Below are 14,905 nucleotides of genomic sequence, written 5' to 3'. Positions count from 1 at the left end.
TTCAATAACGACAGAAATGTTGGAACGCGCGGCAATTAGCCGGGTAAATGATGTCGCGTTCGTTCGAGTGCGACATTCACCCTTCTGCGCGAAAATGCCAACGACTTCAATTTATCTTAGTAGGCTAAACTTATTTTGCCGAATCCCGCCGTCTGACCGGCGGCTGGCTCATCGAATCCATCAGTGTCCGCCACCGCCGCCGGGAGCCGGCGCACCGGGCTTGCGCATCATGATGGCGAAGACCGCAAGCGAGGCAAACAGCACGGTCAGTATGTAGAAAACGTCCATGAACGACAGCAGAGACGCTTGCTGATGGACCATGCCGGAGACTTTGCTAAGTGCGGTCGTCGGCCCATCAAGACCATGGGAGGCAAAATTCTTGCTCATGCTTGCAAGGAGATCCTCTGCTTCCGGGTTGCCCCAGCGGACGTTCTCGGAGAGCTGCGCATAGTGGATCGCGCCGCGATCCGTGAGAATCTGGTTGATGACAGCAAGCCCGACTGCGCCCCCAAGATTACGCATGAGGTTGAAAAGACCGGAAGCGTTCTTCAGCCGCGACGGTGGCAGCGTGCCAAGGGCGAGATTGTTGATCGGTACCATGCACAGCATCAGCGAACAGCCACGCAGTATTTGCGGGATCAGCAATTCATGGAAATCCCAGTCTGCCGTGAGGTGCGTCATGGTCCAGGTGCCGGCACCAAAGCCCAGGAAACCGATCATGATCATGATGCGCGGATCCATGCGGCCCGAGAGGAACCCTGCAACTGGGGCAGTCATGAACATTGCAAGGCCGCTGACAAAGAGTGCTTCACCGATCATGAGCGCGTCATAGCCCCTGATCTGGCCGAGATAGACCGGATAGATGTAGGTCAAGCCGTACAGGCCGATGCCGAGGACGAAAGAGAAAGCCGAGCCGAAGGCAAAGTTGAGATTCTTGAATGCAAACAGATCGACGATCGGCTGTTCCGCTGTGAAAGCACGATAGAAGAACACCACTGCACCGATGACCATGACAATGCTGCAGTAATAGACGGCATGATCCTGCAGCCAATCATTGCGCGGGCCCTCTTCCAGCACATATTCAAGCGAGCCCAGAAAGGCCGCCATGCCGGCGAGGCCCCACCAGTCGAACTTGCTGAGCAACGAGCGGTCGCCCTTGTCGAAATCGATCAGGTTCCATGCGGCGATTGCGACGGCTATGCCGGGAATGACATTGACGAGGAAAAGCCAGTGCCAGGAAAAGGCATTGCTGAGATAGCCGCCGACGGTTGGCCCGATGGTTGGTGCCAGCGTTGCAACCAAGCCGATCATCGGGGAAACGATGGAACGCTTCGAAGGGGGAAAGATGGTGAAAGCCGCCGCAAAGACGCTGGGGATCATGCCGCCGCCGATGAAGCCCTGGATGGCGCGGTAAACGATCATCTGGTCGATATTGGTCGCCGTGGCACACAGGACGCTGGCGGCGGTGAAGCCTGCGGCGGAGACCGAGAAGAGGATGCGGGTCGATACGAGCCGTCCGAGAAAGCCCGAAAGCGGGATCATGATGACTTCGGCGATCAGATAGGAGGTCTGGACCCACGAAATCTCATCGGAGCTAGCGCTCAGACCAGCCTGGATCTCAGCGAGGGACGCCGAGACGATCTGGATATCCAGAATGGCCATGAACATGCCGAACACCATCGCCAGGAAGGCGATGGCTTTCTTCGGATCGATGCGATCTTCCGGAACGGCGGGTACTCCGGCATTACCGATTGTGGTGGCGTTCGACATGTTCTCGGGCCTATCCGGAGTGGTCCTACGAGGCAGGCGTCGTGCGTGTATCGACGTCGACGATGACGCTCAGGCCTGCCTGTAGTTTCCCGCTTGCCAGTGCATCGGCGGGCAGGGCGATGCGGACCGGTACACGCTGGACGACTTTGGTGAAGTTGCCCGTGGCGTTTTCCGGCGGAAGCAGCGAAAAGACCGCGCCGGACGCTGGGGCTACCGAGGCAACCGTGCCTTCAAACGTATCGCCTGACAGGGCATCGACGCGTACTTTGACTTTCTGACCCACGACGATATCGCGCAGCTGCGTTTCCTTGTAGTTCGCGTCGATATAGAGCGCGTTCACAGGGACGAGCGCAGCGAGACGCTGGCCGGGGCTGACGAGATCGCCTTTCTTGGCGGCAAGATTGCCGATCACACCATCGACCGGGGCGCGAATAATGGTAAACCCAAGGTCGCGGGCCGCCTTGTCCTTGGCGAGCTGCAGCGATGCGATCGAGCTTTCGGCTTCCTTGTACTGGGCTTCGAGCACGCTGATATTGGCGACAGCCGTGGCGATCTGCGCGTCAGCCGAAGCGATATTGGCTTTGGCCTGATCGAGTGCGGCAGTAGCATCGTCAAGCTGGGATTGCGAAGCGAAGCGTGTGGCGTGGAGCTGGTTCGCGCGCACTGACGCGGCCTGGGCATTGGTCAGAACCGCCTGTGCAGCCAGTTTGCCGGCCTGCGCCTGTTGCAGCGAAGCCCTGGCAGCTTGGGTCTGCGCCTCGATGCGGTCGAGCGACAGCTTCTGGGTTGCAATCTGCGCCTCGGCCTGCTCTTCGGCAATCGTGTAGTCGCCATTGTCGAGCGTGACCAGCGGATCGCCGGCCTTTACGCGCTGGTTGGCAACTACATTGATCGTGTCGATATAGCCGGTGACTTTCGGGGCAATCGCGGTGATATCGCCCTGAATATAGGCGTCGTCGGTCGAGACCATGAAACGCCCCGTCGTCCACCATTCGTGGCCGTACCAGGAACCGGCGCCAACCGCCGCCAAAATCAGGACTGGCAGAATAAAGCGTTTTGCAGAGCGCTTCGGCGGAGCGGGCGTCTGGGTTGTAACATCGGGTTGAGGCGCTTCGGTTTTTGCTGGTGCTTCAGCCTTTGAAGCAGGAGCCGGGGCTGGAAACTGACGGATCTCAGCTTCATTCGTTGCTTTCGACGCGGACATCTGATGGCTCTTTCTGATGACATTCAGCGTATAATCCCAAAAATCCCTCCGATTTTTGGAAAGGATCATACGCCACTCAACTTGTTACTGCGCCTGTGCGTCCCAAGCGACGTTCGGCCCAGTAAGGGAAAAGTGATTAAACCAATCGGTTCGATCGTTGACATAGCGCAATCGGGAGCGCATATCAAGAGGATCGAACCGATTGGTTCGAAAAAGAATCGAAAAATGAGGAAACTGCGCTAAAATGTCGTCTACGAAGCCAGCCTTTATGTCATCAGCGACGGCAGCAGATTCTGAATGTCATGTCCGATGCGGAGCGCCCGAGCCGATTGGCAGCCGGGCAGGACCCCGCCAAGCGCCAGCAAATACTCGAGGGTGCAAACCGGGTCTTTTCGCAGATGGGGTTTGACGCTGCGAGCATGAACGACATAACGCGTGAAGCCGGCGTCTCCAAGGGCACGATCTACGTCTATTTCGACAGCAAGGAGGAGCTCTTCATGGAGCTCTGCAACCATTACCGCGAGATATTGTTCGCCGATATCTACCACGCGCTGGAAAGCGACGGGGATCTTCGCGAGGCGCTGATCGAGTTCGGCACGGCCCTGGCGACCGTCGTTACTTCCGATGTCGTCATCCGTGCGCAGCGGGTGGTTATCGGTGTTGCCGAACGCATGCCGTCGATGAGCCGCGATTTCTACGAGAGGGGGCCGAGACGCGGGCAGGCCATGATGAGGGCGCTCATCGAGAAACACGTTGCCGCGGGCACACTCGATATCGATGACACCGAACTTGCCACTTATCAGTTGGCGGATCTGTTCATGTCGGGAATGTTCAAGAAGCGGCTGTTTGGCTGCATGGCGACTGCTCCCTCGCAAGAACTTATCAGAAAGACCGTGACCTCCGGTGTCGATGTATTCCTGAAGGCATACCGGCGCTGAAATCGAGGTTCTGCCCCTGGGTTCAAGCAGCTCCGCAGGTGGCGCAGAGCCCGCGAATCTCGATCGTGGTCTTCGACTGTTTGAAGCCGTTGCTGTTGGTCCATTCACGGACACGCCCGGTGATAACATCGTCTGAAAACTCTGAAACCTGACCGCATTTCTCGCAAATGGCAAAGGCAATCATGCCGTGGCTGTGATTATGGCTGTGCGGATGCGAGCAGGCAACGAATGCATTGATGCTTTCGAGCCGGTGAATCATTCCGTAGTCGAGCAGTTTGTCGAGGGCGCGGTAGACCTGAAGCGGCGCGCGGAAACCGTCGCCGCGCAGTTGGTCGAGGATAGTGTAGGCGCTGAGCGGGCCATCGGCGCGAGCCAATGCATTGAAAACCAGGGATTGGTTTTTGGTCAGCTCCTGCGTCGATGTCATTGCCGTATGCGCTCCTTGGTGGTGGACAAGAGATAGGAAAGATTTGCCTCTCCCGCCAGTGGATACATTAATTTTCACAGTTCTCAAATTTGCCATTGTTGACTAATGTAATAACATCACATATCGAAATGGCAAGCTGCGACCTGGCCGACTGCCAATTGCATTCCGGATACGGATATTCGAATGACCGAACCATGCCTGACATTTGACGACCTGACGCTGGGCTATCATCGCCATCCGGCCGTTCATCATTTGAGCGGGAGCATCAGGCGCGGGTCGCTGACGGCGGTCGTCGGTTCCAACGGCTCGGGCAAGTCCACGCTCATGAAAGGTATTGTCGGCGTCCTGAAGCCGATGTCAGGTTCGTGCACAGTCGAGAAAGACGTCCGCATCGCCTATCTGCCGCAGCAATCCGAACTGGACCGGTCGTTTCCGGCACGCGTGATCGACCTTGTCTCGCTCGGCCTCTGGCCAAAGCGCGGCCTGCTTGGCCGCTTTACGTCCGACGATCGCGAACGAGTGTCAAAGGCACTGATGAGCGTCGGGCTTGCGGGCTTCGAAAAGCGGCCGATCGACACATTGTCGGGCGGGCAATTGCAACGCGCCCTGTTTGCCAGGGTGCTGGTGCAGGATGCCGATCTCATTTTGCTCGACGAGCCCTTCAACGCGATCGATGCCAAGACCGTCAGCGACCTGATTGAACTGATCAAGCGCTGGCACGGTGAAAAGCGCACGATCATGGTTGTTGTCCATGATCTGCATCTGGTTCGTGAACATTTCCCCGAAACGCTGCTTCTCGCCCGCAAGCCGATTGCCTGGGGTGAATCGCGCGAAACGCTGGCGCCGGAAAATCTGCTGCATGCACGGCAGTTCCATGAAGCATGGGAAGAGGGCGCGCCGTGGTGCGAGGACGACGCCGCCCACGCGGCGCCGCACGCACATGACCATTTGCATGACCACCAGCATCATGAACATCACCATGGTGGCGATCATGATCACAGCGCTCAGCGAAACGGCTCCAAGGGGGCGGCTTGATCCATGTATGACTATCTGATCGCGCCCTTTGTCGACTACAGTTTCATGCAGCGTGCGCTCATCGGCTCGCTTGCGCTTGCCCTTGGCTCTTGCCCGGTGGGAGTTTTCCTGATGCTGCGCCGCATGAGCCTTACCGGCGACGCCATGGCCCATGCGATCCTGCCCGGTGCCGCCGTCGGGTTCCTGCTCTATGGTCTGCAGATCGTGCCGATGACTATTGGCGGCCTGGTCGCGGGTGTCATCGTGGCACTCGGCGCGGGTGCGGTGTCACGCTTCACGATCCAGAAGGAAGATGCCTCAATGGCGGCTTTCTATCTGATATCGCTGGCGCTCGGGGTATTGATTGTGTCGTTGCGCGGCTCGAATGTCGATCTGATGCATGTGCTCTTTGGAACGGTTCTTGCGCTCAACAACGAAGCGCTGAGCCTGATCGGCATGATCTCGGCGATCAGCGTCGTGACGCTGGCGATCTTCTGGCGCGGGCTCGTTGCCGAATGTCTCGACCCTCTGTTCCTGCGCTCGGTCAGCCGGATCGGCACGCCGGTTCATTTCATCTTCCTGGCGCTGGTCGTCATCAATCTCGTCGGTGGTTTCCAGGCGCTGGGCACGCTACTTGCGGTCGGGTTGATGATGCTTCCGGCCGCTGCCGCGCGCTTCTGGACATCGAGGGTGGGACCCATGTGCGCGCTCGCCATTGTCATCGGCTGCGTGTCGTGCACGGTGGGCCTGCTGGTTTCCTATCATTTCGCCGTACCGTCGGGGCCGGCCATCATCCTCTCCGCGGGCGCAATATATCTCGGTTCAATCCTCGCCGGCTCGCGCGGCATTCTCAATACCCGCTTGCGCCCGCATCGCCACAGAACAGCTTAGGATTTAAACCATGATGGCCCGCAAATGGCACTTTTCTCCGCTCCCGGTGCGCATGGACCCAAAAGTCCACTGCGCTCCGGGTCTCGAAAAGCAACATTTTGATCTCGTCCTGATTTAAATCCAGACATATACCTCGCAACTCAAGGAAATTGACCATGATCAAGGCTCTTAAACTCGCCACGGCATTAAATGTTATACTATTACTTGGCGCCGGATTTTCCACGGCTTCGGCGAAAGATCTGAAGGTCGTATCGAGCTTCACCGTCATTTCCGACTTTGCCAAGAACGTCGGCGGCGACAAGATTTCGCTCACCACGCTGGTCGGTCCGAACGGGGACGCGCATGTTTACGAGCCAAAACCTGCCGATGCCGCAGCGGTCGCTGCAGCCGATGTGGTTCTGGTCAATGGCCTGCATTTCGAAGGCTTCGTGCCACGGCTTGTCGAGGCAAGTGCCACCAAGGCGCCAATCGTCGAACTGTCCAAGGGTGTCGAGCCGATCAAGAGCGCTGAAGAGGAACATGTCCATGGAGCCGCCGGGACGGAAAAGGAAGAACATGGCGCCTATGATCCGCATGCCTTCCAGTCGATCCACAATGCAAAAATCTATGTCAAAAATATCGTCGAAGCGTTTTGCACGGCGGATACGGCGAATTGCGATACCTACAAGACCAATGCTGCGGCTTATACGGCGAAACTCGATACGACTGAAGCTGAGGTGAAGGCTGCCATCGCCTCCATTCCTGAATCGAAGCGTCTGATCATCACATCGCATGATGCATTCGGCTATTTCCAGCATGAGTATGGGCTAAAATTCCTGGCACCTGAAGGGATCTCGACGGATTCCGAAGCATCGGCCGCCGATATCGTTGCCCTGATCAAGCAGATCAGGGAAGACAAGGCTTCGGCGATCTTTGTCGAGAACATCACCAATCCGCGCCTGATCGAGCAGATCGCCAGCGAGACCAAGTTGAATGTCGGCGGCACACTGTTCTCGGATGCTCTTTCTACGCCGGAAGAGGGGGCAAGCACCTATATCGATATGATGCATCACAATATCGATACATTTAAAAAGGCTATTCTCAGGAGCTGATCTACAGAACTTCAGAAAAGCGGGGTGATTATTCCGCTTTTTTCATTCTCATAGTTGTTATGTTATTACATTATGAAGGGTTCGCGTCATGCTAAATAAAGCAGTAGCCGATCGTCTGCCGGTCACCGTTCTTTCTGGCTTTTTGGGGGCGGGCAAGACCACGCTACTCAATCATATTCTCAACAATCGCGAAGACCGCCGCGTCGCTGTCATCGTCAATGACATGAGCGAGGTGAATATCGACGCGGCGCTTGTCAGGGACGGTGGAGCCAATCTCTCGCGTACCGACGAACAACTTGTCGAAATGACCAATGGCTGCATTTGCTGTACGTTGCGCGACGATCTCCTGAAGGAGGTGCGTTCACTTGCGGAGCAGGGCAGGTTCGATCATCTGCTCATTGAATCGACAGGCATTTCCGAGCCCTTGCCGGTCGCTTCCACCTTCGATTTTCGCGACGAGAACGGATCCAGCCTTTCCGATGTATCACGGCTCGATACGATGGTGACAGTTGTCGATGCGGCCAACCTCCTGAACGATTATGCGTCGAGCGATTTCCTGAAGGACCGGGGCGAGTCGATGGGCAGTGCGGACAATCGCACGCTCATCGATCTTCTGGTCGATCAGATTGAGTTTGCGAATGTGATCATCCTCAACAAGATATCGGCCACATCGCTGTATGATCGCGATTTGGCACGCAAGATCATCCGCGCGCTCAACCCCGATGCAAGGGTGATCGAAACAGATTTCGCCGAGGTTGCGCTGGATGAGGTTCTGGATACCGGCCTGTTCGATTTCAACAAGGCGCAGCAACATCCGCTTTGGTACAAGGAGCTCAACGGTTTTGCCGACCATGTGCCGGAGACCGAAGAATACGGCGTGCGTTCCTTCGTCTACCGCGAGCGGCGGCCATTCGTTCCGCAGAAATTCCAGGACTTCATCAACGGAAACTGGCCTGGCGTCGTGCGGGCCAAGGGGTTCTTCTGGCTGGCGACGCGGCCGGATCATGTGGGCGAGCTGAGCCAGGCCGGGGCTTTGGTCAGGACAGAAAAGCGTGGCCTATGGTGGGCGGCTGTTTCGGAAAGCCGCTGGCCAGACCATCCGGACTGGCGCGAAGCGATGCAGCCTTACCTCGACCCGGTCTGGGGCGACCGGCGGCAGGAGCTTGTCTTCATCGGCATGGATCCAATGAACGAAGCCGACCTCAGGGCCAAGCTTGATGCGTGCCTGGTCGATGCCGAGGAATTCACGCCGCACAAATGGCAGGAATTGCCGGATCCATTCCCGAGCTGGACGTGGCAGGCGGCTTGAGGGCCAATCCCACAATGGGCGGATGGCCGTTTAAATAAACGCAGCCGTTTGCACCGGTGTCAGGCGCACTTTGCCGATATTGCGGCCGTCCATCTCGACGATCTCATATTCGAGATCATCGACGGTCACTTTCTCCCCAACCGAGGGGATGTGGCCCAGATTCCACAGGATGTAACCGGCGAGTGTCGTATACCGATCGCCCTCGTCGGTCAGATCACGCCCGATCAGGCCGCCAAGCCGGCGAATGTCGATATAGGCATCGACGACCATGCTGCCGTCTTCGGAACGTTCGAGGACGGGGCTTTCCTCACCCTCCTCGGGGAAGTCGCCGGCAATGGCCTCGAGAACATCCGTCGGTGTGACGACGCCTTCGAACGAACCATGCTCGTCGAGAACCACGCCCATCTGTACCGATGATCCACGGAGCTGTTCCATGACCCGCAGCACATTGGCATTTTCGTGCAGGATCAGCGGCTGGCGGGTGACTTTGTCCCAATCGATCTTGCCGCCATCGAGGATAGCGAAGAGCAGGTCCTTGGTCAGCGCAACACCGACGAATTCATCGACGCGACCGCGTGCCAGCACGACGCGGCTATGGCTGAGCGTTCGAATCTCGGCGAGCAGTTCCTCATTCGTCTCGTCCAGATCAAGCCATTCCACCTCGTTGCGCGGCGACATGATCGAACGCACGGGGCGTTCGACCAGATCCAGCACCCCGCGGATCATCTCCTTCTCCTCAGGATGGAACACTTCTCCCGCTGCGCTCTGTTCGGCGATGACATCAAGCGTATCAGAATGGGGTGCGTCGCCGCGCCCGCCGCCGAGAAGGCGCAGAACCGCACCGGCCGTGCGGTCACGCAGGTCCATCGTGGTGACGCGCTTCTCGCGATTGTGCCGCCCGACCTGGTTGGCCGCTTCGACGAGCACCGAGAAGCCGATCGCCGCGTAGAGGTAACCCTTGGGAATATGGAAGCCAAAACCTTCGACGATCAGGCTGAAACCAATCATCATCAGGAAGCCAAGGCAGAGAATGACGACCGTCGGATGCTTGTTGACGAAGGTCATCAAGGGTTTGGATGCCAGCATCATGACGCCAACCGCGATCACCACCGCGATCATCATGACCTCGAGATATTTCACCATGCCCACGGCCGTAATGACGCTATCGAGCGAGAATACCGCATCAAGGACAACGATCTGCGCAATGACTTGCCAGAACACCGCATGAGCCACATTGCTTTCCTTGGCGGACATATGGCCTTCCAGCCGCTCATGCAGCTCCATCGTGCCTTTGAACAGCAGGAAGATGCCGCCGAGTATGAGGATAATGTCGCGTCCGGCGAAATCGAGGCCGGCGACGTTGAAGAGCGGCGTCGTCAGTCTCACAACCCACGAAATGGAGGCAAGCAACAGGAGGCGCATGATCAGCGCCAGCGACAGTCCCACAAGCCGTGCGCGGTTGCGCTCTTGCGGAGGCAGCTTGTCGGCAAGGATCGCGATGAAAACGAGATTGTCGATACCCAGCACGATTTCAAGCACGACAAGCGTGGCAAGACCAATCCAGGCATTGGGGTCGGCAATCCAGTCCAGTGTCCAGTCCATTGGGGAGTCAGATCCTTTAATTATGAAATCAGCGCGCGGCTTCACAGGCGGATGCGCTTGCAAATGGCAGCGCAAATCCGCCTGTGGCGCAGGCAAAGGAGAAAACGGAAGATAAGGGGATCCGTTGCTGACGCTGCATATGCAGGGTCAGCATGCTTCGCAAGTCCGGACTTGGAGGCTCTTCAGATTGATCGTCCGGCATCGATGCGCCGTCAGTCCCTGTTTGACTGGCTGTCATTGTGAAATTTCGTGCTGCCAGATGGGCATATAATGGCAGTCAGACGAAAGCTGTTCAAGAGGCGGGCGCAAGAAAGGGGTGCGACAATAAATTGCCCTACCCGGAAAATCCGCCGCCCTCGAGGAATGCCTGCTCCTCCTCGGTCGTAGCGCGCCCGAGAATAGCATTCCGGTGCGGAAAACGGCCGAAGCGGCGGACAATGTCATAATGGTGATCGGCATATTCGAGATCTCGCCGGAGCTCCTTCCCGGCAAAGCTCGACGGATCGCCGCTGGTCGTCGACATTCTCCGAATGCATGAACGGCAGGTAGAAGATGGCGCGCAGTTGCGGCTCGAACGACAGGTCGTGGCCTTTTTCCAGCGCCAGGCTGGCATAATAGCGGGCAAGGCTATCGGTCGCATACATGTGGCCGGTGTCACGGAAGAGATTGCGCGGAAACTGGTCGAGCAGGATCATCAGCGCGAGCGCACCATCGGGACTATCGAGCCAACCGCTGCACTCACGGCGCGCGGCGGCGTAGTGATCGGCGAGGAAGCGCTGGCGGCAGGTCTCGTCGAATGTTTCGTCTTTGGCGAACCATTTGTCGGGACCGGCTTGGCGCCAGAAGTCGACAATACGGGCAATGTTCTCGCTGTCAGCCATGTGCTTGCTCCCGTGTGTTCAGTTTGCGTCCGCGCCTTGTGGCGAAGGCAGGACACTTGCGGTCTCCTCGTTGAGGGCGCGGCCGGCTTGGCGCGGCTTTATCAATGGCCCCGGAACCGGCGCGTTGCCCTTCATCAGATCATTGCCGGCGTAAATGTCACCGGCCAACTGGAGATCGAGCCGTTCGGCGTCACGCTGGCGCACGTCGGCAGCGATGTCAGCTGCTACCTGCGGATCCACGCCCAGGCCGATCAAGGTGTTTTGACCGAAGACCACCGCCGATCTCGAATGTTTCGCGCATCTGGTAGTCCACACCGATCTTGATGAGCTCGATCGTTGTGCCGCGATCGTAGGCGCGCGCATAAATCTGCACGAGCGGAAATTCCGCCTTGATCAAATGGGCAATCGTCAGGATGGTTTCGGCCTTGTCAACGCAGATGAGGACGGCCTGCGCCCGTCCCGCGCCTGCCGCATGGAGGATGTCGAGCCGGGTGCCATCGCCATAATAGACCTTGAAACCGAACTGCGCCGCGGCCTGGATCATCTCGATGTCGTTGTCGATAATGGAAATATCGACGCCGCGCAGCAAAAGCGGCTGGCTGGAGATCTGACCGAAGCGTCCGAAGCCGATAATCAGGACGTTACCGGATAAACCTTCGGCAACATCGACCCCCTCCATCGCCTGCTCTTCCTTTGGCAGCAGCAGACGCAGGGCAACAATGAAAAGCGGTGTCAGCACCATTGAGAAGATGATGATTGCGGTCAGGATGGCATTGGCCTCGCCATCGAGAATACCGACCGCCGTAGCGGTCGAATAAAGCACGAAAGCAAACTCACCGCCTTGTGCCATGATGACCGCGCGCCTCGAGGGCTTCGCGATTGGATGATTTGAGCAGCCGCGCGACAATATAGATCCCGGCGCCTTTGACGAGTTTGAATGCCAGGACGTAGAAGATCACTGTCTGCCAGTTCGCGGCGACGACACTGAGGTCGAGCGACATTCCGACGGCAAGAAAGAAGAGGCCAAGAAGGATGCCGCGAAACGGCTCGACATCGGCCTCGAGCTGATGGCGGAAGGTCGATTCCGAGAGGAGCACACCAGCGAGGAATGCGCCCATGGCCATGGAGAGGCCGCTGACCTGCATGATAAGTGCGGCACCCAGCACGACGAGGAGGGCGGCGGCCGTCATGACTTCGCGGGCGCGGGACTGGGCGAGAAATCCGAAGAGTGGATTGAGAAGATACTTTCCTGCCAGGACGAGACCGACGATAGCTCCGATGCCGATACCGATATCCATCCAGAGCAGGCCGCCGGTTGTGGTCGTGCTTATTGGTGCGAGGAACGCAACGAGTGCCAGCAGCGGTACGATGGCAAGATCTTCAAACAGCAGGATCGACACCATGCGCTGGCCCTGCGGCGACGCGATTTCGCCGCGCTCCTCGAGCAATTGCATGACGATAGCAGTGGAAGTCAGGACAAAACCGGCGCCCGCGACGAAAGATTGGGCAATGGGGAAGCCGGTAGCGATGCCGACACCAGTCAGGAGCACGGCGCACAACCCGACCTGCAATGCGCCGAGGCCAAAAATGTCCTTGCGCAGACCCCAGAGCCTGGAGGGCTGCATTTCAAGGCCGATAAGGAAGAGAAACATCACAACGCCGAGTTCTGCAACGTGCAGGATCGTTTGCGGGTCGGTGAAGAATTTGAGGCCGAACGGGCCGATCACGAGGCCTGCCGCGAGGTACCCAAGAACGGAGCCAAGGCCCAGCCGTTTGAACAGCGGCACGGCGACGACGCCAGCGCCGAGAAGCACGACAACACTCAACAGGTCAGGTCCGCTTACTTCCGCCGCCATTGTGGCTCCTCTGCATTCGCTTGATGTCGAATGTCAGACGTAAAGCGAGAGGGTGCAGCAGGCAAGTCTATTCACGCCCGTCGAGGATTTTGGCCCGATCACCCCAAATTCCAGATGCGCTTTGCATTTTCTGAGAACAGCTTGGCTTTTTCACTGTCGCTGCAGCCGGACAACAATGCATGAGTTGCGGCAACCCAAGTGGCAAGACCGCCGCCGAGCGTGCAGACTGGCCAGTCACTGCCCCAGACTAGGCGGTCCCAGCCAAAACTGTCGATGACATGGTGCACATATGGCTCAAGGGTCTCAACGCGCCATGTCCGTGCGTCAGCATAGGCGACGACACCCGAGATCTTGGCGGTCACGTTGGGGCGTCCGGCAATATCGCTGATCTTGCCGCGCCACGCGTTCAGCCCGTCGCCCTCGATATCGGGAACGCCGCAATGGTCGAGGATGAACTGGATATTGGGTGCAAGGTCAACGAGCGCGATGGCCTTGTCGATCTGCCGTGGCAGCACGCATAGGTCGAAGGTGTAGCCTGTACCGCCAAGTCGGCTGATATTCTCCCGGAAGAGTGCGCTTTCCGCCAGATCGTCCGGCATGACATGGAGCACGCGGCGGAAGCCCTTGACCAGAGGATTGGCCCGTTGCCGATCGAGGAAGGCGGCAAAGCCGTGTTCTTCCGGCCGGCATGAGGAGATGGCGCCAGCGATGAGGCTGCCTTCGCGTTTCGCAAGGCCCGCGATGTAATCCGATCTCGGATCTCGATATCGGAAGGCGAGACGTCCACTTCCATGTGCAAGGCCTGGGTTATCCCGGCGCGATGGGCTTGAAGCGCATATTCCTCGTAGGGAAAGTCCCGGTTCAGCGCGTCAACGCCGGACAACCATGGATAAGACAAGGCCGACCGGTCGATCAGATGCAGATGTGTGTCGATCATTGATGTAAGTGACATGGTCAATCTTCCTGCCATCAGGCTTGGCGGAGAACGCTCGAATGAATCACGTCGGCACCGGCGAGTTCCGAGAGTTTCTGTGCCGTGGCCACAAGCATCTTGCGGGCATCGTCGACACCTGGCGCATCCGGAATGTTGAGCAACTCAATATAGGGGCATGTCAGCGCAGCGATCGCCCTTCCGTCGGGCCCGAGGACGGGCGCTGAGACGTTGAAGACGCCTGCCGTCTGGGCGCTGGGCATGACCTCGTAACCCCGCTCGCGAATTTGATTCAGCCGCTCGTCAAAGTCCGATGGCTGCACAATGTCGTCGGCGTGCTTTTCATATTCTGCGATCATCAGGGCGCGCTCGTCGTTGGAACGGAATGCCAGCAAGACGTGCCCGGAGCCGGTGTTGAAGAGGCTGATATGTGATCCTACCCTGATGGAAATGCCCCAGTAATCCGGCGCTTCCTGCTGGGCGATCACGACCGCCGCACCACGATCAAAAACGCTCAACTGATTAGCCTGTTTCGACACGACCGCAAGGTCGCGCATCAGCGGCGCCGCATAGGATGCGAGGCGCCGGACAGGTGCGTGCAACTGGGCCAGGCCGAAGAGCTTCAACGTTAACGAGTAGCGGTCACCTTCGAGACGCGTGACATAGCCGCGGCGCACCAGGCGATCGAGCATGCGGTAGAATTCATTGGGGCTGCGGCCGAGATATTTGGCGATTTCCGCCTGGGTAAGGCCGCCGTCGATCCCGGATAGAAGCTCCAGAATGTCGAGCCCCTTATCAAGCGCCGGTGCGCGGTACCGGTCGCTATCGTCGTCTTCTGTCATATGAAGTCTCCCCTTGGATCGTATGCATATACGAAGACCATATTCGTAGGAAAGCAGTTTCCTTGCTTGACGGTCAAGCGTATTAATGTTTGTATATGAATGAAGCGCCCATATATGGGTATTCATAAATTGCGAGAGCCGGGGAGCGG

At 58.0% G+C, this 14,905-nt stretch carries 10 protein-coding genes and 3 pseudogenes; 5 read left to right on the top strand and 8 right to left on the bottom strand.

Features of this window, described 5'->3' with window-relative positions; all coding sequences use genetic code 11:
* Window positions 1–180 precede the first annotated feature (180 nt).
* Entirely contained in the window at window positions 181–1,770 is a 1,590-nt protein-coding gene (locus N8E89_RS03495; protein ID WP_113173889.1) for a DHA2 family efflux MFS transporter permease subunit, read from the bottom strand.
* Window positions 1,771–1,795: 25 nt separating this feature from the next.
* The gene (locus tag N8E89_RS03490; RefSeq protein ID WP_113173935.1) at window positions 1,796–2,974 is read right to left on the bottom strand and encodes an HlyD family secretion protein; all 1,179 of its coding nucleotides are present in this window, start codon (window positions 2,972–2,974) and stop codon (window positions 1,796–1,798) included.
* Between the two features lie 302 nt (window positions 2,975–3,276).
* On the opposite strand from N8E89_RS03490, the gene N8E89_RS03485 reads away from it, so the two are divergent.
* Window positions 3,277–3,912, top strand: a complete 636-nt coding sequence (locus tag N8E89_RS03485; protein ID WP_262261152.1) for a TetR/AcrR family transcriptional regulator — start codon at window positions 3,277–3,279, stop codon at window positions 3,910–3,912.
* 22 nt (window positions 3,913–3,934) lie between these two features.
* Here the strand turns inward: N8E89_RS03485 and N8E89_RS03480 are convergent, their stop codons facing one another.
* Complete coding sequence (locus N8E89_RS03480) at window positions 3,935–4,339, bottom strand: Fur family transcriptional regulator (RefSeq protein WP_106664144.1); 405 nt, start codon at window positions 4,337–4,339, stop codon at window positions 3,935–3,937.
* 183 nt (window positions 4,340–4,522) lie between these two features.
* On the opposite strand from N8E89_RS03480, the gene aztA reads away from it, so the two are divergent.
* The 4 genes from aztA (at window position 4,523) to zigA (ending at window position 8,644) form a co-directional block, all read left to right on the top strand.
* Entirely contained in the window at window positions 4,523–5,374 is an 852-nt protein-coding gene (gene aztA / locus N8E89_RS03475; RefSeq protein ID WP_262261151.1) for a zinc ABC transporter ATP-binding protein AztA, read from the top strand.
* Between the two features lie 3 nt (window positions 5,375–5,377).
* Window positions 5,378–6,244 (top strand): zinc ABC transporter permease AztB, encoded by an 867-nt coding sequence (gene aztB, locus N8E89_RS03470; RefSeq protein ID WP_106664142.1) that lies wholly within the window; start codon window positions 5,378–5,380, stop codon window positions 6,242–6,244.
* 155 nt (window positions 6,245–6,399) lie between these two features.
* Window positions 6,400–7,335 (top strand): zinc ABC transporter substrate-binding protein AztC, encoded by a 936-nt coding sequence (gene aztC, locus N8E89_RS03465; protein WP_113173887.1) that lies wholly within the window; start codon window positions 6,400–6,402, stop codon window positions 7,333–7,335.
* Between the two features lie 88 nt (window positions 7,336–7,423).
* The gene (gene zigA / locus N8E89_RS03460) at window positions 7,424–8,644 is read left to right on the top strand and encodes a zinc metallochaperone GTPase ZigA (RefSeq protein WP_106664140.1); all 1,221 of its coding nucleotides are present in this window, start codon (window positions 7,424–7,426) and stop codon (window positions 8,642–8,644) included.
* A gap of 30 nt (window positions 8,645–8,674) precedes the next feature.
* Here zigA and N8E89_RS03455 read toward each other — a convergent pair whose 3' ends face one another.
* From N8E89_RS03455 to N8E89_RS03435, 5 genes and pseudogenes are all read right to left on the bottom strand, one after another.
* Window positions 8,675–10,246 carry a TerC family protein gene (locus N8E89_RS03455; protein WP_262261146.1) on the bottom strand — a complete coding sequence of 524 codons (1,572 nt, stop codon included), beginning with the start codon at window positions 10,244–10,246 and terminating at the stop codon, window positions 8,675–8,677.
* Window positions 10,247–10,580: 334 nt separating this feature from the next.
* Window positions 10,581–11,127: pseudogene (locus N8E89_RS03450) on the bottom strand (DUF924 family protein).
* A gap of 18 nt (window positions 11,128–11,145) precedes the next feature.
* Window positions 11,146–12,983, bottom strand: a pseudogene (locus tag N8E89_RS03445) (monovalent cation:proton antiporter-2 (CPA2) family protein).
* Between the two features lie 98 nt (window positions 12,984–13,081).
* Window positions 13,082–13,920 (bottom strand): annotated as a pseudogene (locus N8E89_RS03440) (amidohydrolase family protein).
* Between the two features lie 32 nt (window positions 13,921–13,952).
* Window positions 13,953–14,756, bottom strand: a complete 804-nt coding sequence (locus N8E89_RS03435) for an IclR family transcriptional regulator (RefSeq protein WP_262261145.1) — start codon at window positions 14,754–14,756, stop codon at window positions 13,953–13,955.
* Window positions 14,757–14,905 lie beyond the last annotated feature (149 nt).

This window comes from Phyllobacterium sp. A18/5-2 (assembly GCF_025452215.1).
Classification (GTDB): domain Bacteria; phylum Pseudomonadota; class Alphaproteobacteria; order Rhizobiales; family Rhizobiaceae; genus Phyllobacterium; species Phyllobacterium sophorae.
The sequence above is the reverse complement of the archived record's forward strand: the minus strand, read 5'-3'. Positions and strand labels throughout refer to the sequence as shown.

Excerpts from the sequence above, each read along its gene's own strand:
- N8E89_RS03495 (WP_113173889.1), bottom strand. The coding sequence starts at position 1,770 with ATGTCGAACGCCACCACAATCGGTAATGCCGGAGTACCCGCCGTTCCG.
- N8E89_RS03490 (WP_113173935.1), bottom strand. The coding sequence starts at position 2,974 with ATGTCCGCGTCGAAAGCAACGAATGAAGCTGAGATCCGTCAGTTTCCA.
- N8E89_RS03485 (WP_262261152.1), top strand. The coding sequence starts at position 3,277 with ATGTCCGATGCGGAGCGCCCGAGCCGATTGGCAGCCGGGCAGGACCCC.
- N8E89_RS03480 (WP_106664144.1), bottom strand. The coding sequence starts at position 4,339 with ATGACATCGACGCAGGAGCTGACCAAAAACCAATCCCTGGTTTTCAAT.
- aztA (WP_262261151.1), top strand. The coding sequence starts at position 4,523 with ATGACCGAACCATGCCTGACATTTGACGACCTGACGCTGGGCTATCAT.
- aztB (WP_106664142.1), top strand. The coding sequence starts at position 5,378 with ATGTATGACTATCTGATCGCGCCCTTTGTCGACTACAGTTTCATGCAG.
- aztC (WP_113173887.1), top strand. The coding sequence starts at position 6,400 with ATGATCAAGGCTCTTAAACTCGCCACGGCATTAAATGTTATACTATTA.
- zigA (WP_106664140.1), top strand. The coding sequence starts at position 7,424 with ATGCTAAATAAAGCAGTAGCCGATCGTCTGCCGGTCACCGTTCTTTCT.
- N8E89_RS03455 (WP_262261146.1), bottom strand. The coding sequence starts at position 10,246 with ATGGACTGGACACTGGACTGGATTGCCGACCCCAATGCCTGGATTGGT.
- N8E89_RS03435 (WP_262261145.1), bottom strand. The coding sequence starts at position 14,756 with ATGACAGAAGACGACGATAGCGACCGGTACCGCGCACCGGCGCTTGAT.